The 17,206-nt window shown below is 62.9% G+C and carries 13 protein-coding genes and 1 pseudogene; 5 read left to right on the top strand and 9 right to left on the bottom strand.

Features of this window, described 5'->3' with window-relative positions; genetic code table 11:
- Nucleotides 1-182: 182 nt before the first annotated feature.
- Nucleotides 183-581 (top strand): RNA-binding S4 domain-containing protein, encoded by a 399-nt coding sequence (locus VGM71_RS09495; RefSeq protein ID WP_331544425.1) that lies wholly within the window; start codon nucleotides 183-185, stop codon nucleotides 579-581.
- A 128-nt stretch (nucleotides 582-709) separates the two neighbouring features.
- Here VGM71_RS09495 and mutS read toward each other — a convergent pair whose 3' ends face one another.
- On the bottom strand, nucleotides 710-3,295 hold the full coding sequence (gene mutS / locus VGM71_RS09490) for a DNA mismatch repair protein MutS (protein ID WP_331544423.1): 2,586 nt from the start codon (nucleotides 3,293-3,295) through the stop codon (nucleotides 710-712).
- Between the two features lie 254 nt (nucleotides 3,296-3,549).
- On the opposite strand from mutS, the gene VGM71_RS09485 reads away from it, so the two are divergent.
- The 4 genes from VGM71_RS09485 to VGM71_RS09470 all read left to right on the top strand — a co-directional run bounded on the left by VGM71_RS09485 (nucleotide 3,550) and on the right by VGM71_RS09470 (nucleotide 9,905).
- Nucleotides 3,550-4,215, top strand: a complete 666-nt coding sequence (locus tag VGM71_RS09485) for a lysozyme inhibitor LprI family protein (protein ID WP_331544421.1) — start codon at nucleotides 3,550-3,552, stop codon at nucleotides 4,213-4,215.
- Between the two features lie 27 nt (nucleotides 4,216-4,242).
- Nucleotides 4,243-6,021, top strand: a complete 1,779-nt coding sequence (locus VGM71_RS09480) for a peptidoglycan-binding domain-containing protein (protein ID WP_331544419.1) — start codon at nucleotides 4,243-4,245, stop codon at nucleotides 6,019-6,021.
- 192 nt (nucleotides 6,022-6,213) lie between these two features.
- The gene (locus tag VGM71_RS09475) at nucleotides 6,214-8,598 is read left to right on the top strand and encodes a hypothetical protein (RefSeq protein WP_331544417.1); all 2,385 of its coding nucleotides are present in this window, start codon (nucleotides 6,214-6,216) and stop codon (nucleotides 8,596-8,598) included.
- The gene (locus VGM71_RS09470; protein ID WP_331544415.1) at nucleotides 8,595-9,905 is read left to right on the top strand and encodes a hypothetical protein; all 1,311 of its coding nucleotides are present in this window, start codon (nucleotides 8,595-8,597) and stop codon (nucleotides 9,903-9,905) included. Before VGM71_RS09475 ends, VGM71_RS09470 begins: the two co-directional genes overlap by 4 nt.
- A 19-nt stretch (nucleotides 9,906-9,924) precedes the next feature.
- Here VGM71_RS09470 and VGM71_RS09465 read toward each other — a convergent pair whose 3' ends face one another.
- From VGM71_RS09465 to VGM71_RS09435, 8 genes and pseudogenes are all read right to left on the bottom strand, one after another.
- Nucleotides 9,925-11,607: a type IV secretory system conjugative DNA transfer family protein gene (locus tag VGM71_RS09465; protein WP_331544413.1), complete on the bottom strand. Its 1,683-nt coding sequence runs from the start codon at nucleotides 11,605-11,607 to the stop codon at nucleotides 9,925-9,927.
- Between the two features lie 9 nt (nucleotides 11,608-11,616).
- On the bottom strand, nucleotides 11,617-11,937 hold the full coding sequence (locus tag VGM71_RS09460) for a hypothetical protein (RefSeq protein ID WP_331544411.1): 321 nt from the start codon (nucleotides 11,935-11,937) through the stop codon (nucleotides 11,617-11,619).
- A 39-nt stretch (nucleotides 11,938-11,976) separates the two neighbouring features.
- Entirely contained in the window at nucleotides 11,977-13,416 is a 1,440-nt protein-coding gene (locus tag VGM71_RS09455; protein WP_331544409.1) for an XVIPCD domain-containing protein, read from the bottom strand.
- 2 nt (nucleotides 13,417-13,418) lie between these two features.
- Nucleotides 13,419-14,018: a hypothetical protein gene (locus tag VGM71_RS09450; RefSeq protein ID WP_331544407.1), complete on the bottom strand. Its 600-nt coding sequence runs from the start codon at nucleotides 14,016-14,018 to the stop codon at nucleotides 13,419-13,421.
- 237 nt (nucleotides 14,019-14,255) lie between these two features.
- Entirely contained in the window at nucleotides 14,256-15,374 is a 1,119-nt protein-coding gene (locus VGM71_RS09445) for an XVIPCD domain-containing protein (RefSeq protein WP_331544405.1), read from the bottom strand.
- 81 nt (nucleotides 15,375-15,455) lie between these two features.
- Entirely contained in the window at nucleotides 15,456-15,965 is a 510-nt protein-coding gene (locus tag VGM71_RS09440; protein ID WP_331544403.1) for a hypothetical protein, read from the bottom strand.
- Between the two features lie 437 nt (nucleotides 15,966-16,402).
- Complete coding sequence (locus VGM71_RS17670) at nucleotides 16,403-16,774, bottom strand: DUF4189 domain-containing protein (protein ID WP_414675113.1); 372 nt, start codon at nucleotides 16,772-16,774, stop codon at nucleotides 16,403-16,405.
- Nucleotides 16,775-16,902: 128 nt separating this feature from the next.
- A pseudogene (locus VGM71_RS09435) lies at nucleotides 16,903-17,206 on the bottom strand (hypothetical protein); the annotation flags it as partial.

The raw sequence follows: 17,206 nt of genomic DNA, 5'->3' as shown, positions 1-17,206 counted from the left end.
CGCGAAAGGCTGTCGCGCGCAGGGCGCGCTCCTACATATCCTCCGTTATCGTCGGTCATGTCGGCGCCGCGGCATCGTCGTGGCGTCGTTCTACTCGGGGCAGGTACGATCTGGAAGCGCGGCTGGCCAATACCGTCTCTTCTCTCGCTCGTGACGATCCCCCTCGGTAACATGCTCCTCCCATGACCGATACATCGACGACTCCTGGCGTACGTGCCGACGTGTGGCTATGGGCCGCGCGTTTCTTCAAGACCCGCAGCCTCGCCAAGCAGGCGATCGAGGGCGGCAAGATCGAACTCAACGATGCCTCGTGCAAGCCCGCGAAGGTGGTGCACGTGGGCGATACGTTGCGAATCAGTCGTGGCGAGGAGCGCATCGCCTGCGTCGTCGCCGCGCTTTCGGAAAAGCGCGGGCCGGCATCGGTAGCGCAGAAGCTCTATACCGAAACGGAAGAAAGCATCGCCGACCGGGAACGTCGCCGCGAGGATCGCCGCCTCACCGGCGGTGCGTTGCTACGCCCTGCCTCGCGCCCCGACAAGCACGCTCGACGCTTGATCCAGGATCTGAAAAAAAACCTCTGATCTGTTGTAGGAGCGCGCCTTGCGCGCGACCGCCTTTCGCCGGTAGCAGCAGGACCTGCTACTTACTCGCGAAAACCTGTCGCGCGCAAGGCGCGCTCCTACAAATTGCAATCAGCGCACAATTGGAATCAACGCAGCATTTTTCGTAGCTTGTAGAGCTGCTCCAGCGCCTCGCGTGGTGCGAGGTCGTCCGGGTCCAGTGCCCGTAGCGCCTCTTCCACCGGCGACGGCAGCGGCGGTGCGAACAAACCCATCTGCGGCGTTGCGGCGGGTGGTGCGGCCACGGCCGCGGTGACCTCGTGTCCCTGTTCCAGCGCAGCCAGGTAACGGCGGGCGTCGGCAATCACACTCTTCGGTAAACCGGCCAAAGCCGCCACCTGCAAGCCAAAGCTCCGGTTCGCCGGGCCATCCTTTACCGTATGCATGAAGACGAGCTGGTCACCGTACTCGACGGCGTCGAGGTGCACGTTCGCGATCGTCCGGTAGTCGCCGGCAAGTTCGGTCAGTTCGAAGTAGTGCGTGGCGAACAGGGTGAACGCGCAACTGGCCGCAGCCAGGTGCACCGCGGCGGCGCGGGCGAGCGACAGGCCATCGTAAGTGCTGGTGCCACGGCCCACTTCGTCCATCAGCACGAGGCTGCAGTCCGTCGCGTTATGCAGGATGTTCGCCGTCTCGCTCATCTCCACCATGAAGGTGGACTGGCCGCGCGAGAGGTCGTCGCCCGCGCCGATGCGAGTAAAAATACGATCGATCGGCCCGATGATCGCGGAAGACGCCGGCACGTAACTGCCCACATGCGCGAGCAGCACGATCAACGCGTTCTGCCGCATGTAAGTCGATTTACCGCCCATGTTCGGGCCGGTGACGACCAGCATGCGACGGCTCTTGTCGAGGACGAGGTCGTTGGGTTCGAACGGTTCCTCTCGAACCTTTTCGACAACGGGGTGGCGGCCGCGCTCGATACGGATGCCCGGCACATCGGTGAGTTGCGGTGCCGTCCAATCCAGCACTTCCGCGCGCTCGGCGAGGTTCGCCAGCACGTCGAGCTCGGCCATCGCCGCCGCGGCGACCTTCAGCGCCGGCAGCTGCTCGATCAGTTTATCCAGCAGGAGCTCGTACAGTGCGCGCTCGCGCATCAGCGAGCGTTCCTTCGCCGAAAGCACCTTGTCCTCGAACTGCTTCAGTTCCTCGGTGATGTAGCGTTCGGCGTTCTTCGTGGTCTGTCGCCGCGTGTAATGCTGTGGCGCCTTGTCGGCCTGCGCCTTGGTGATCTCGATGTAGTAGCCGTGCACGCGGTTGTAGCCGACCTTCAGGGTCGAAATACCGCTGGCGGCTTTCTCGCGCTCTTCCATGTCGACCAGGAACTGGTCGGCGTTGGTGGAAAGACGGCGAAGCTCGTCCAGTTCGCCGTCGTAGCCCTCGGCGAGCACGCCGCCGTCGCGTAGCAGCACGGGAGGTTGGGGGACGACGGCGGACGCGAGCAGCGCGGCAGTGTCGGCATGGTCGCCGATGCGTTCCACGAGGCCGTGCAGCAACGGGCTGTCGAGGCCTTCGATGTCCTGGCGCAGGTTCGGCGCCGCGGCAAGGCCGTCGCGCAGCGTGGAAAGGTCGCGTGGGCGTGCCGAGCGCAGCGCCACGCGAGCCAGAATGCGTTCGAGGTCGCCGATACCGCGCAGGCGCTCGCGCAAGCTCACATGACGGCGCGAATCGATCAGGCTGCCAATGGCCTGGTGCCGGCCGCGCAGCACCTGCCGGTCGCGCAGCGGACGATTGAGCCAGCGGCGCATGAGGCGTGCGCCCATCGGTGTCACCGTCTCGTCCAGCACGCCCAGCAAGGTGTTTTCTACGTTGCCGCTCTGGTGCGTGTCGATCTCGAGGTTGCGCCGCGTGGCCGCATCCATCGCGATCGTCTCGCCCGCGTTCTCCACGGCCAGGCCGGTGAGGTGGGGCAGGGCGCTCTTCTGCGTTTCTTCCACGTACCCGAGCAGGCAGCCCGCGGCAGCGATGGCCAGCGGCATGCCTTCCACGCCGAAGCCGAGCAGGTCGCGCGTCTTGAAGAAGCGGCACAACTCGCGGGTGGCCGCGTCGCCGTCGAAGTGCCAGGGCTGGCGCTTGCGCAGGCCGGGCAGGGACGACACCAGTTTCGGCCATGCCACGTCTTCGCCAACGAGGGTCTCGGCAGGCTGCAGGCGCGCCAGTTCCGCGGCAAGACCTTCCGCCGCCGTCACTTCCGTGAGAAGGAAGCGGCCGGTGGACAGGTCCACCCAGGCCAGCCCGTAGCCCTTGGGCCCGGCAGCGATGGAAAGCAGCAGGTTGTCGCGTCGCTCTTCCATCAGCGCGGCATCGGTAACCGTACCCGGCGTGACGATGCGCACCACCTCGCGCTTCACCGGCCCCTTCGATGTGGCGGGATCGCCGATCTGCTCGCACAAGGCGACCGATTCGCCCAGCTTCACCAGCCGCGCCAGGTAGTTTTCTACAGCGTGGTACGGCACCCCCGCCATCGGAATCGGGGCGCCGGCCGACTGGCCGCGCTGGGTGAGGGTGATATCGAGCAGCCGCGCCGCCTTCCGGGCGTCGTCGTAGAACAGCTCATAGAAGTCGCCCATCCGGAAGAACAGCAGGATGTCCGGGTGCTCCGCCTTCGCCGCCAGGTACTGGCGCATGAAGGGGGTATGCCCTGCGGCGGCCGAGATGTCTTCTGCCAAAGCCATGATTTTCCGAGGTTCCATGCCGAAGGCGCGCCACCCGTGGCACGCCGGTCGACCATGATAACGGATGGCCCGGAGGGGCGGCCGGAACGCTGGCGTGGCCGGGAAGCGACCGGTGCACGGTTTTTTTCATAAAGGGCTGCTACCGTCCCGAGGGAGGGGATTTGGACAGTTCACGATCAGGAGTTCCCATGCTCGGCAGGCGAATGGATACTTTGCGGGCGGGCGCCCGTGTGCGATGGGCGGCCGCAACGGTCATGGCATTCGGCTTTGCGGCGGCAGCCGCAGCCGGGGTGCAGGACACCGGGTCACGCGATTACGACACCCAGGACGCGCGTCTCAACACCGTCTACAAGAAACTTTCGGGGTCGCTGGACGACGCCGGCCGCAAGGCCCTGCGCGACGAGGAGCGCCAGTGGATCGCCGGTCGCGACAAGGCCTGCGGCGTGACGCCCGGCACCGTCGTCAAGAACAGCTGCACCACGACCCAGACCAGCTTCCGAGCCGACGAGCTGGCGAAGCGCGTGCGCGGCGGAAATATGCCGGCGGGCCAGGGTGCGCAGGCAGTGGCCGGTGACTGGGGTTATCGGACCGACTGCAACCTGGGCCATTACGTCCAACTGCATATCCCGGCCGGCTCTGCGGCGGAAGGCACGTGGTCCGACGGAACGCAAAACGGTGGCAGCCAGGGCCGCTTCAAGGGCGAGTGGCGCGACGGGAAGCTTTACCTGCGCTTCTGCGCGGAGGAAGCGGAGCGCGGCGGCTACCCGGCCTGTCCGGCTTTCGGCGACGTGGATGGATACGTGCAGCCGGAAGGGAAGCAGCTGGCCTGGTACCGCGCCGATAGCAAATACGTCTCGCTGGAACGCGTGGCGAAAGGCGTCAAGGCGCCGCTCGACAAGCAGTGCAAAGACGAGATGTAACGCCGCCCATCAATCAGGAGTTGGAACATGGCAGGATTGACTGATAACGAAGCACGTGCGCTGTCCTATTTCGCCATCGGCGTGAGCTCGGAAGGTGGCGATGTCGCCTACCGGCTGAGTTTCGCGGGGAACATCCGCAACGATGCCCAGGGTCACCCCGTCATGCATCCGATCGGCAACAGCGGGTTCTCCATCGGCACGTTGCAGACCGACCTCGGGCAGCACCCCGAAGTCGCGACCGAGATGACTGATGCTTACCAGGCGTGGGCGCGTACAGCACATCCTGATTGGGCCCTGACCGCGGCCCAGCGTACGCAGACCACCGCCGACCTCGGCCGTACCGGCCACCAGATCGAAGCCCAGCATGGCCGTCCAATCGATGCCACGGTGAAGTCGCACCTCGACGCCTTCATGGGCAGCGACGCAGGAGTCAACTTCGTCCACCAGCACGACACCGCGCAGGTCGACAAACTGATGACGAACGCCATCGCGCCGCTACGGCAGACCGATTTGTACCGCCATGCTTCGGAGCAGGACCAGGCCAGGCTGATCACGATGACGGCCAAGCTCTATAACCAGAGCGAGCTCTACGGCAACCGCCTGATCGGGCAACTCCAGCAGGGACAGCACCACAGCGTCGCGGACGTGCAGCATTCCATCGACCGCTATCCGAATTACGTGACTGAAGGTCGCGACCATGCGCTCGCCGGTGCGGCTTTGTTCAACGACATGCGTGCCACCGGGGCCAGCCATCCGCTGCGTCCTGCATGGGACAGCGTGGTCAGCAGCCCCCTGGTCAACCCGACGCAGCTGGGCAACGATCCCGCGCACCCTGACCTCCCGCACGAATACGCGGCCATTCGCGATGCATTCACCGATCCGGGGCATTCGCGCGCGATGGTGCAGGCACTGGGGCAGGGTGGTTCCTATGCGCAGACGTCCAATCATCGCGGCTTTTATTCCGAAGGTCGCGATCTCGTGACCTGGGACCGCTCCGGTCATGGCGAGGCCCTCGTCAACGGCCAGTGGACCGCGGTGAACAGTCGCGACGTATCGACCCACATCAATGCCGACCACACACTGGACGTCAACGTACGGCGTAACGGTGCCGACGAGCGCCTTCTGCACGTCACCCATCCGGGCCATGTGCGTGCCCCAGCGCCCGGGCATGCCACCGGCGACCATGTGCAGCATCCGGGTACGTTGCGCGAGCACGATCACGCACCGGCGGTCGGCAATCTGCAACGCCAGCTTGCGCAACTGGGTTACAAGGGAGCCGATGGCCACCCGCTGCATCCCGACAACGACTTCGGCGCAAATACGACCGCGGCGGTGAAAGCCTTCCAGCGCGATCATGGCCTTGGCGACGACGGTATCGTGGGAGCAAAGACGATGACGGCTTTGACCCAGGCCGTGCAGCCGCCAGCGGCTGGCCTCGACAGCCCATCCCACCCCGGCAATCCGATCTACCGCCAGACCTTGGACGGCGTGCATGCGCTGGATACGCAGCAGGGCCGCACGCCGGACCAGCTCAGCACCAACCTCGCCGCCTCATTGGCGGTGGCCGCACATGCACAGGGTCTGACGCGCGTGGACCATGTGGTGCTCAGCGACGATGCCCGCCGTGCTTATGCCGTGCAGGGAGAACTCAACTCCCCGTTCAAGCAGATTGCCGAAGTAGACATCAGCCAGTCCGTCGGCAAGACGATGGCGCAGAGCACTTCGGAGTGGCAGCAGCCCCCGGCGCAGACGCAACCGCCGGCACAGCCACAACCGCAGCAGCAACAACCCGACATGCACAGGTAGTTAGATGTAGGAAGCGTGCGCCTGCGACAGGAATGACGAGTGAGACTCCACGAAATTCCTCACACTCATCGCGCGTCGTTTGCACACCTTCTCGCAGCGAACCTGAGAGTTGCCAACGACTAAGCGCATTGCGCGAGTCCTTGTGCCTTCAGTCATGGCAGCATGCCGGTTCTGGACGACACAGGAACAGGCATGATGCCCTGGTGGTGTTTTGGAGCGGGCCTTGCATGCCTCGGCACATTGGCAGTCGCTCCGTATGTCGCAGGTGCGAGCATCCTCGTGGTGCTCGGCCTCTCGATGGCGCAGCTCGAATACGGCTTGGCGTACCTTTACTGGCAATCGCTGGATCTCCCCGCATTCCAGCCCTATGCCACGCGTATCCGTTGGGCAGGCGGTATCGGCTTCCTTATCGCGCCGAGTACATGGGGCGGCTGGATGTGCCGCTGCTGGTGGCAAGGACGCGAACGCCGCTCGCTGGCACCGAAACCCTGCTTCGATTCGCCGGCGACGATTCGTCGTGACCGCACATGGTCGTGCCCGGATCAGCCCTTGCTTTCGCGGCACAGAATGCGTCGCATCGCCTTGCCGAAGAGCGAGTCGCTCTTGCTCGCGGCGCCGGGATACCCCGCTACCTATGCCGTCCTCAAGGATGCCTTGCGTGATATCCAGGGACCGTTGCTCGTCATCGATCTCGAAGGTTCCCTGCATGCGGCGACTGCCGGTTGGCGTGCGGGGCGGGGTGAAGTAGTTCGTCTGTCGCCATTCGGTGGCGGCGGCAGGCCCTGGAACCCGCTGGCGAAAGCGTGGACACCACAAGGGCTTTGCCCACGCATCCTCGATGAGCTTGCCGCTTGCTGGTACCCGGAGCGGGGAAGCATGGATCGGGCGCTTGTGAGCCATGTCCGGCGTCTGTTCGTGGCGCTTGTCGGTGCCGCGGACGACGTGCTGCGTGCCTCGGGCGAAACGGTGCCGCCCGCGCCGGGCGACCTATGGCAGCTCGACGCCTGCAAGGACGACGTCGAGGCGACGCGATCCTACCTGCGGGCATTGGCGCGGTTGCCTGCGCTGCGTGCGCCGGTACGTACGGCGCTGGAGGCATGTGCCGCGCTGGACGACAACGCACTGCGACGGATTACCTCGCGCCTGCGTACCCGGTTGGCGGTGTTCGCGCCGGCCAGCATCGATGCCGGAACGCGCGGGTCGGGCCTTTCCCTTGCGGAACCGGCCACGGCGACGGTGTACCTCGACATACCGTACGCCAGCCGCGACGAGGTGGTGCCGGTGATCGAGGCCTTCGTGGCGCAGTGGCTTCCCTCGGTACGACACCATGCGCCAACGGTGGCAATCCATGCGGCCGACCTGTTGCCGCCCATGCCGTTCCTTACGCATACCGATACCGACCTGCGCTGCCTGGCCTCCGTGCGAAGCATGGCTGCGTTGTTCGCGGGCCACGACGGCGAGACGACGGCACTGGCACGGCGCTTCGGCGTACTTGCCTTGCATGCGCCGGGCGAGCGTGCGCTGGCCGAGCGGGAAGCCGTCGCGGTAGGCCGGTACATGGCCGCGCAGACGGCCGGCAGTGCACGGAATACACCCGTATCCGTGGACGACCTGCTGGCTCTGCGTGCACAGGATCAGATCGTAGTGAGCCGTTCGCTGCTAAGTCCGGTGCGTTGCCGGATTCTCGCATCGGCGCGCTCCGCGCCCACACCCCCGATGGAATCCCAAGGAGAGGCGATGTCCTTCCCCAAACCGCTGGCCGCGTTGCTGGCCTCGTTGGTTGCCGGGTGCTCCGCGCCCGCGCCGCTGGGCACGGCATCGGCGGAGCGGCCGCTGTCGGGCGTGCCGGTCAGTCGTACCGATGACCACCTGAGGCACGCCCGACTAGGACCACAACGATTCCGGCTGTCGAAGACGCTTTTCAAGGGGCTACACCAGCCCAAGGGGGATGGATCCTCCATAAGCTTCATCCTGCGTTGGCCATCGCTTGAACCGTGGCCAGCGGACGTCTACATCTATCGGGATCAGAACACGTTCCTTTCGAGTCTGAGGATCACGATCAACCATCTCGACAGATTGACCGATGAACAATATCGCGCGCGGTTGAAGCGCAACATCGAGCCCATCGTGCCCGACGATCCGATGCAGCGTGCCGACCCGGCGGACAACCTCGACCTGCGAATCAAGGGAGAGCCCGTGCATGGGCTGACGCCGTACTACACCGACTTCGCCAAGCTCAAGCGCTTCTATCTTGCCTTGTATGGCCCGGACACACGTGCCGGCGAGCCGGACAGTTCTTCGAACGACGATTGGTATCTCGACATGGGGTCGGACGGCATTCCGCGCACGGTGATTACGTGTTCGCCGGCCGTCATTCCGGATGGTGTGGTGATCGAAAACGGACAGCTGCGCCACAAACCGGAGGTGTTCCGGCGGGCGACCTGTGACCACTCGTTTCTCATTCCCGAGTACAAGGCCAGGGTGAACCTGTCTTACCAGCGTGCGGTCATGCCGGACTGGCAGCGGATCGAGACGAGCGTTCGCGACATCCTCCGTCAAGGTGAGGTCAGCGAATGAAGCCCCGCCATGGCTTGACCCAGGACGATCTGACCATTCTTAAGTATTACGAAAAGACCGGGAATCGTGAGCTTTACTGGAATTACCTTGCCCAATTACCCGATAACGATGGATATGGCCGTCTGGCGCTTGGCGTAGTCCGCAACGACAACATGCCCGGCGCCACCGCGAACGTCTACGCGCAAAATTACGCACGCGAGCATAACCATAGGGTGCTCAGCGAGCGGGAGTGGGACCACTTTGGCATCGATCTGATGGAGCGGGACCTTAAACACCGCTCGGCGGCCATGGGAGACGGACGCGCTGACCTTGCCTTGAACTTACCGGCAAAAGACATTCAGGATGCGCACGACAAGTCGTTCGACACCATCGGTGTCGAGGCCGATGCCTGGACGCCGCGCAAACTACTCGAGGCCAGTCGCGCCGCAGGTATGAAGGAGGCCGAGCGTGCGCAACAGGCTATGGCAGCCCGTGGCGAAGTGCTCGATCAGGGAGCCCTCGATACCATCAGGGAGGCCCATGTCGAAGCCGTCTGGGCCGGCATGCTCAACAGCGACGCCCTGGGCCTGCACCGCGGCAAGGACACCCTGCTCAGTCTCGCCGCCGCGCAGGACATGCCGGCTTCCGAACGCGCCACCTACGCCAGGGACATGGCCGCCGCCTACGTCGACGCGATTCGCGAACGCGCGCACGAGTCGCCGGACATCATTGGCCGTACCGACCACTACTACGCCCGGGACCGGAACGGCGAATGGATGGAAATCCACCATAACGAACCGACCATCGGTGTGCGACACGATCAGTTCCACGACGTGGATCCGACGACCCTGCGGAGTCTGGAAGAAACCCGGGAGCTTCGCCTGCAACGCGCCGCCGCCCGCGACGCCTTCCATCCGGACGACCCCGGCAAGCTGGTCGCCTCGCCGCATCCATTGGCCGAAACCACGCCGACGTCCACACTCCCCGGTCCGGATGACGATCCGGTCTACGCCGCGATGCGTGAGCAGCTACCTATCGACGTGACCGACGACAAGGTGGCGGAGATGGCCACGCAGGCACGCCGCGCCGGCATCCACAGCCCCGACGACCTGCGGACCGTGGATAGCGACAACGACCGTATTACCTGTACCAGTGCATACGGCAGGCGGGTAGAGGTCAGCCTCGACACGACGCCGCCACCCAAGGAGGAGAGCATGGCCCTGGCCGAACGCCTGGACAAGCAGGCGATGGAGGCCGAGCGGGCGCAACTGGAACAGTCGCAGCAGCTGGCGATGCAACGCCAGATGAGCCGTGGGCGGAGCATGTAACCCCGCCCACTCGAGCGATTCACACAGCCAGTTGCGGTACGTCCACCTTCTTCATCAGCCGCGACGTGAAGTGCTTGTCCTGGTAATAGCGAATCTTGTCGCACATCACCGGATGAGGAATGCCCTCATAGAGGAATACCTCTTTTTCCGTGCCCATCGCCTTCAGTTCCTGCGGCAGCATCAAGGCGCGCTTTTCCTCGCTATGGCTGCGCGAGACATCGCCCTTCTTGCTCCTGGTGACGTTCTCGCGCCGCACCGTCGTGTAGCCGAGCATGTCGGAATAATCGTTGGCATCCTGCTGCTCGCGCGGTGCGTACACGATCTGCAAGGCGTGGTTGGTGATGACCGTCCGGGAGACATCCTTGCCATAGGTGGCATCGAGCTGGGCCATGCTCTGGATGATGGGCAGCAGGCGGATGTTGTAGCCCGCCATATAGGACACGGCCGAGGCGATGATTTCCACCCGGCCGATCGAGGTGAACTCGTCCATGAGCAGAAGGCACTGGTGCTTCAGCGCGGGATCGTTCTGCGGCAGCACCTTGGTGTTGAGGTTGATGAGCTGGCTGAAGAACAGGTTCACGATCAGGCGACTCTCGGCCAGCTTGTTCGGCTGGATGCCGATGTAGATCGTCATCTTCTTCTTGCGCACATCCGTGAGCAGGAAGTCGTCCTCGCTGGTCGCCGCATCCAGCACCGGATTGATCCAGGCGTTCAGAGGCTCCTTGAAGGTGCCAAGAATGGAAGCGAACGTCTCGTTGGCCTGGGACAGCATGTTGGCGAATGCGGATTGGGCATTGGCGCTGAGGCAGGGGTCCTTCGACAACCGCGTGTACAGTTCGCGAAGGTCGGTGCCGTCGCCGGAGGAGAGGCGATAGATCATGCCCAGCGTAGGCTTGTTACGCACGATTTCAGGGCGACCCTTTGCCTCGTCGTCGTCCCACTTCTCGCAAAGGTATAACGAGAAGGCCATGAACGCGTTCCGTGCCTGGCTGACCCAGAACTTCTGGTCTTCCGAGACATCCGGGTAGAGCATGGATGCGATGCTCATGAGGTCGGATACGCGGAAGGCCGGATCCTTCGATACATAGCTCAGCGGGTTCCACCGATGCGTGCGCCGATCCTCGGCGAACGGATTGAACAGATAGATTTCCTGCCCCTGTGACGCACGCCAGCCACTCGTCAGGTCAAAGTTCTCCTGCTTGATATCCAGCACGACCACCGACTCCTGGTAGTCGAGCAGGTTCGGTATCACCACGCCCACGCCCTTGCCCGAGCGGGTGGGCGCGGCGAGGATCACGAACTGCTGACCGGGCAGGCGGACGAGGTTGCCCTTGAACTTGCCCACGAGGATGCCGTTGGACGCGGGTGACAGCATGTTCTGCTTGCGCAGGTCCGATGCGGTCGCGAAGCGTGCGTCGCCATGCATGGCCTGCTTCTTCGGCTTCATCAGGAAGTAGAGCACGACGCACCAGGCGATGAGCGGCAGCACGAAGCCGATGAGGCCCGCCGTTTCGATTCGCCACACATACGGTTGGAACTCAGGCATTCCCAAAGACTTCGCGTACTCGAAGAACGTCTTCCATTCCAACGGCACGTCGCGCAGGCCGAGGAAAAGCAGCGTCAGGTACCCAGCGAAGTACTCTCCGATGGCGAGGGCCACGATAACGAGGCCCAGCGCCCAATATCCCCTATGTTTGGTCATGGACGTCGCTCAGTGATCGTAAGGGTACTGCTCGCCGGTACCGGCGCCTTCCCACTTGCCCTCGCCCACGCCCGTGCATACAGACAGCCATTCGGCGTTGGAAGCGTAGTCTTGCGGAGTCCTGGGACGACCGTAGGGTGTGTTGGGTGGATTGCATGTGGGGTCCCACATGAAGGTACCCGCCGCCGCGGATATCGGCCACCAGCACCTATCGGGGTTTTTTAAGCCATAGGCGCAGAAGACAAACGGGTCGTTGTCGCGGTAGCTGACCGACTGCCCTGTGGCGGCCCCGGCGAACGTCGCGGCTGCCAGGAAGATCCATGTTTTCATAGCAAGTCCTGTTTCGATGAAAGGGTGTGCACCTGCCGGTTACATGCCCGGCTGCGGTCTTGTGGTTTGCTGTTGTTGCTCGGCGGCTTGCGTCATCTGCTGGCCCTGCTGTTGGGCCTGGCCCAGTTCCAAGAGCAGCTGGCTGCTCTTTTCCAAGGGGGTGGCCATCGCCTCCTGGGTGTTTACTTCGGCGACCCGCTTGAAAGCCGTCTTCGGGTCACCCTGTACCGCGTAAGCCCGGGTGGCATCACCATTGAGAGCCACATGGTCGATGCGCTGAAGATCGCCTTGTTTTGCCGCGACGGTCAGCGATGCAGCGAGCCGGTCGCTGCGTTCATCCGAAGGTCGCTGGTGTTGACGGTCGATCTCACCGACGCCATCGCGTGCCTGGAGAAAGAGGGCATGGTCCAGATGCTCCGGCTGATCGACGCGAGGTGCCGGCTTATCGTGGTCGAACCATGACCCCGGATGGATCAGGGTGTCCCACGCGCCAGACACCTTGCCGCCGATGGCGTGACCCGCGGCACTGACATCCTCGGCGATTTCATGGCCCACGCGTTTCGCGCCATCCACTACTTCGTGCGCGGCGTGTTCCACGGCATGGCCCGCAGCTGCGACGTCGTTCACCACTTCATGTCCAAGCCAGTCGATGCCTTCCCCGATCGCCTTTGGCACTTCCCACGATGCCGACAGTCCCTTGCGGATGTCCATGACGTCGTCACGGTAGCGATCGATCATGCCTTCGTGTGCGCGGTAGCGGGCTTGGCTCTCGGAGCTGATGATCGATTGTCCGAGCAGCTTGCTATCCGGCACGAAGTTGTCGATGGCGTGGGCGTCGAAATCCATGGCTTTGATCGGATTGCGCGGTGAAAGGATGCCGCTGTCGTCGCGATAGCCTGCCTTGGAAAGGGTGTCGATATCCTGCTGTGCCGCGTAGACGCGGACCTCGCCGAAATGCGGACTGGCGGCGCTTACCACGTCGCCGGCACGGACGTGGTCGATGACCTGGTTGCCGCCATCAGGAACACCAAAGAGACTTGCTGCGCCATAAGCGTTGAAGGTTTCGCCGCGAAGGCCAAACTGCGCTGCGTTGATTTCCGCAAGCGTGCCACCCAGCGAATGGCCGGTAACGGTTACCTGGATAGGCTTCGAAAGGGTTTCAGATTCCTCTGCGGCATGCTTCAACACACGCTGGGTGAACTCGGCAGCTGCGGGCTGTTGGGCGTTGACACCGAGAAGCACCATCCCGGCGTCAACGCCGCCATCGTGGACGGGCTCGCGATCAAACTCGGTTCCCCGGTACGCGATGACGATCTCATGGGTATCCTGACGCTGATACGCCGTGGCTTGAAAACCCGTGGTCGGATCGTCGATGGTGTCGATGGCGGCATAAGCAATGCCATCGCGTTCGAATACTTTATTCAGGGTTGGATCTTGATAACTTTCCTTCGCCAGTAAGGCGTAGTCCGTCGACCGCATGCTCACGGAAAGCTCTCCGTGGAGCTAAGGGTCACCGAGAACGTGTCATCGGGTCGCTTGTAGTCCTTCGGGTCGCTGCTTCCAATGTCGATCGACGATCTGTCCCGGAATGTATATGAGATATTGGCGAAATATCGCGTTATCGTCGCACCGGAAAAGATGTCGTCCCTGAATATGGCAGGGCTCAGGTTGTGTGAGCCGACAATGAGGTCGGCACTAAGACCTTCGACTACCCAATGACATACGCCCTGGCCGAAATAGTCTTCGTCCAGGAACATGTCGGCGTAGATTTCGGCTTTGTAGACATTTTCACCGACCTTTCGGAATTCAACGGTCTCATGCCTTTGAGGCTCCACGGTCGCGCCAGAAAAAGGCGTCAGGGGTACGCTGGCAGGATTGCCTACTTTGTAATCGATGCTGCCTTCGATCCGATCGAAAGGTCCCGGCGCGCCGTGGATCGTCATAGTGATCTCGTAGCGCATGCGCGGGTTCGGGTTGAGCTTGATGTCGGGCTTTTTCATGGAGGCACCGCAGGCGTAAGTGGAGAGGATCAGAAGGAGAGAAATGAAGGCGATGTATGCTGGCTTGAGCCTCGTCTTCATGGTCCCGCTCCCGGTACAGCCTGGGCGGCCTGCTGCGTATACACCTCGGCGACGTGCTTGAAAGGCGAATCGGCGTTGTGACCGGTCATATGTGTCGAGCGGTTCCCCTGGTGGGGCAGGATGACATTCATGACGTCCTGATATGGCATGGGTGCGTCCTCCGTTAGAGCGAATCGTCTTTGACGCGATAGAGGTGCCAGCAGTGGGGCAGGTTAAGCGTGCGCATCGTTATTCCTCTCAAAGCGGTGGCAAGGCTGGCGATGCCTGTTGCTGGCTCGCCTGCTGGTCCTGGTGCTGCTCGTGCGCCGCTTTGGCGGCATGTTGCGCGAGCGCCTGTGTGCTCTGTTCCACGGACGTAACTGTCGCTTGCTGCGTGGCGACCTCGGCCACCTGCTTATGCGGCGACTGCGAATCGCCCTGCACGGCATAGGCTCGTGTGGTATCCGCGCTGAGTGCCACGTGGTCGATGCGCTGCATGCCCTGGCGACGAGCGGCGACCGTGAGCGCCGCGGCGAGATTTTCGCTGCGCTGGTCGGGCTCGCGTCGATGCTCCGCGTCCAGGCGATGCACGGCATCCTGCGCCTGGAGGAACAGCGGGTAGTCGCGGTGCGAGGTATGGGTCAGCGCCGGTGCCGGTGCGGGTGGATACCCCGGTCCATGCGCATGGTGGTGATGATGCGGGTGATGACGACGTCCGGCTTCCGCCAGATCCCCGGCGTGCTCGATGGCGGAGAGCGTGTCATGCCCGGTATCGGTACGATGCTCCGAGATCTTCTTCGTGACCTCCGGCGTCAGGCGCTTCTCCCAAGCCGCGAACCGCTCCCGCCGATTTTCCAGTCCGTTGTACCGTCCGTTGATCGCGTGCGTCGCTGCCTTGACGTCCTCGCGTGCGGCTTCAGGCACGCGATTCTGCCAGTACCAGACGGCAATGCGTGCCGCGTTGTTCGGTTCCGCGGCCAGTTCGGGATGTTTCACCATGTCGAGGTTCAGGGCTTCGCCTGCCGCCCGGTAATTGTCCTTGCCCGTTAGCTGCATATAGCCGCGACCACGGTAGAGATAACCCTCGCCGGGAAGATCGTTGCCGTTGCGACCGCCGTACATGAGTTCCGCCAGCTTCTCCGGTCGCCCTTGCAGGGCGCCCAGGCGAGCGATTTCAAGGGACTTCTCGCCTTCGCGCCATGCCGACTGCACGGGAATCTGCGCGATGTTTCGCGTGTAACGGAAACTCTCTTCCAGCCGGTTGAGCCCATTGGATTCATGGGAAACCTGGGCCATGAAGTTGGCCAGTTCCTTGGGCCGGGTGATGCCTGCCGCAGCCGCCGCCGCGAGCAGTTGTGATTCACGATCAATCGCCATGTGTAGCTCCTGTCCGACTACCACGTTCGGCGGCGCTCCCTGCTCGCCCCAGGCCCGCCCCTCCGGGCAGGTCGATGCCCCTCAGGGCAATGCCACCTCAGGAATCTGCGACGGATCGAAATCGCCGAAAGCGATATCGCCCAGGTCGCCGGCCTTCAGGTCGATCGTCTTGTGCTCTCCCGTATCGCTGTCCTCGACGCGCCGGGATACGTGCGTTATGAACCAGTTGTTACGCGCGGGGACGTAGGCGAAGGTGAATTCGTCGGACCAGCGCTCGCGGCTGCCTCCGCCGATGGCTACGATGAAGCGGCCGTGTTCGATACGGGTGTAGCCATAGGGGTCGCCAGCGATGCCACCGCAGGTCGCGCAAGGGACGAGGCGTGCATTCGATGCGACCTGATGGAGTTTCCCTGCGGCGTCGCGCATAAGGATCGTCACGATGCGCGACGGGCCATCGGTGGACGCGGATGCCGCTGTCGACGGTGGATCGAGCACCAGCACGACGCCGTCGGAACCGTCCCCCTTTAAATCGCCAGCCGTGGATTCGAGGATCTTCGCCCCGCCAACCGCGAATGATTTAAGGTCGTCCATCTTGCTTCCTTTGTCCCCTGTGTCGGACGTCGAGGCGGTATGGGGCGCTTGTGTGGCGTGGATAGCGGCTGGAAGCTCCAGCGTGGAAAAAAGAACGAACAACAGGATGCCGAAATAACGATTCATCGGGTCGTATCCTCATGCCCTCTCTTCAAGGGCGTCCGTAAACCAGTCTCCATTCATTCCTCCACCTACATCACGGACATTTAGCGTACCCATGCGTTGCATGGCCCACGAGTCTTTCCGGGCTGCCGGGCAGTTTCTCACGTGTATCCAGTGTCCTTTGGGTGATCCGTGTCGCTTTGTATATCGGACTTCTGATATGTAAGTTCTACGTTGCAACCCTGTGCAAGACTTCTTTGCGCCATCCCTTGCTTCATCTTCTGTTGGATTGTGTGCGGCCGAAACAGCATGACCTGAAAAAGCCGCGGTGACTTTCATCGAATGCGGCGCGCTACGCTACACGCGGTATAAACGGTCCTGCAGCCTGTTCCGCCTCGCTTGCATGCGGTGTTGGCAGCGCTCGAGGCTCCTTCGATAGACGGATTATTTGCAATCCCGAATGATTGGTCGCCCCAAGCGACTGCTGCACATTGATTGTAATAGGTGAGTTCAACCTTGCAGTTTTTAGCACCAGTGGCCTGGCATTCGGCCATTGCGTCACGGACTGCCTCGCCTTTGCTTTCCTTGTCGGTCGCTACGCCTTTCGCTCCACCCTTAGCATCCAGGACGATGGCGCCCCAAGAATCCGCCCACCGCGGCGGCGGCTGAGCGGGTGGTCCGTAATCAGGCGGCCGGTAATCAGGCATTCCGGCGACATCCGGGGGAACGCAGTTACCCCCACCCGTGTTCACTCCGGTCGCGCACTGAGCATGAACACTGGTAACCATCGCAGGAAAGATGGTGCAGATAAAGACGGCCCAGGATGTGATTCTTTTCATGTAAGTGTTCGATCTTTTTGTGGAATGACTTCGGGACCGGCTTGATAGCCCGACGAAGATAGCGCCATTGCCGAAGACTGGCTAAACGGATTGGTACTTCCGCCCGTCGCGGCGGTTCTATCCGAAGCGTTGTGGGTGGTCGGGGGAATGTAAGTCGGGGACCCAGGCGGCCCATACCCGCCACCCCCATGCCCCGCCGGCTCAGGCTTGATATGCCCAAACGGCGAATACGAGTTGAACTGCCCCAGCGTGCCCTGGAAGAACGCGGCGGCCATTGGCGGTGCACTGATGATCATGGTC

It is taken from the genome of Luteibacter sp. (assembly GCF_036499525.1).
Lineage (GTDB): Bacteria > Pseudomonadota > Gammaproteobacteria > Xanthomonadales > Rhodanobacteraceae > Luteibacter.
This window is presented reverse-complemented; position numbering and strand designations above follow the sequence as displayed.

Bases quoted from the DNA above. Each gene is read 5' to 3' on its own strand.
- VGM71_RS09475 (WP_331544417.1), top strand. From the start codon at position 6,214: ATGATGCCCTGGTGGTGTTTTGGAGCGGGCCTTGCATGCCTCGGCACA.
- VGM71_RS09465 (WP_331544413.1), bottom strand. From the start codon at position 11,607: ATGACCAAACATAGGGGATATTGGGCGCTGGGCCTCGTTATCGTGGCC.
- VGM71_RS17670 (WP_414675113.1), bottom strand. From the start codon at position 16,774: ATGCCTGATTACCGGCCGCCTGATTACGGACCACCCGCTCAGCCGCCG.
- VGM71_RS09455 (WP_331544409.1), bottom strand. From the start codon at position 13,416: ATGCGGTCGACGGACTACGCCTTACTGGCGAAGGAAAGTTATCAAGAT.
- VGM71_RS09495 (WP_331544425.1), top strand. From the start codon at position 183: ATGACCGATACATCGACGACTCCTGGCGTACGTGCCGACGTGTGGCTA.
- VGM71_RS09480 (WP_331544419.1), top strand. From the start codon at position 4,243: ATGGCAGGATTGACTGATAACGAAGCACGTGCGCTGTCCTATTTCGCC.
- VGM71_RS09485 (WP_331544421.1), top strand. From the start codon at position 3,550: ATGGCATTCGGCTTTGCGGCGGCAGCCGCAGCCGGGGTGCAGGACACC.
- VGM71_RS09450 (WP_331544407.1), bottom strand. From the start codon at position 14,018: ATGAAGACGAGGCTCAAGCCAGCATACATCGCCTTCATTTCTCTCCTT.
- VGM71_RS09460 (WP_331544411.1), bottom strand. From the start codon at position 11,937: ATGAAAACATGGATCTTCCTGGCAGCCGCGACGTTCGCCGGGGCCGCC.
- VGM71_RS09445 (WP_331544405.1), bottom strand. From the start codon at position 15,374: ATGGCGATTGATCGTGAATCACAACTGCTCGCGGCGGCGGCTGCGGCA.
- mutS (WP_331544423.1), bottom strand. From the start codon at position 3,295: ATGGCTTTGGCAGAAGACATCTCGGCCGCCGCAGGGCATACCCCCTTC.
- VGM71_RS09440 (WP_331544403.1), bottom strand. From the start codon at position 15,965: ATGGACGACCTTAAATCATTCGCGGTTGGCGGGGCGAAGATCCTCGAA.
- VGM71_RS09470 (WP_331544415.1), top strand. From the start codon at position 8,595: ATGAAGCCCCGCCATGGCTTGACCCAGGACGATCTGACCATTCTTAAG.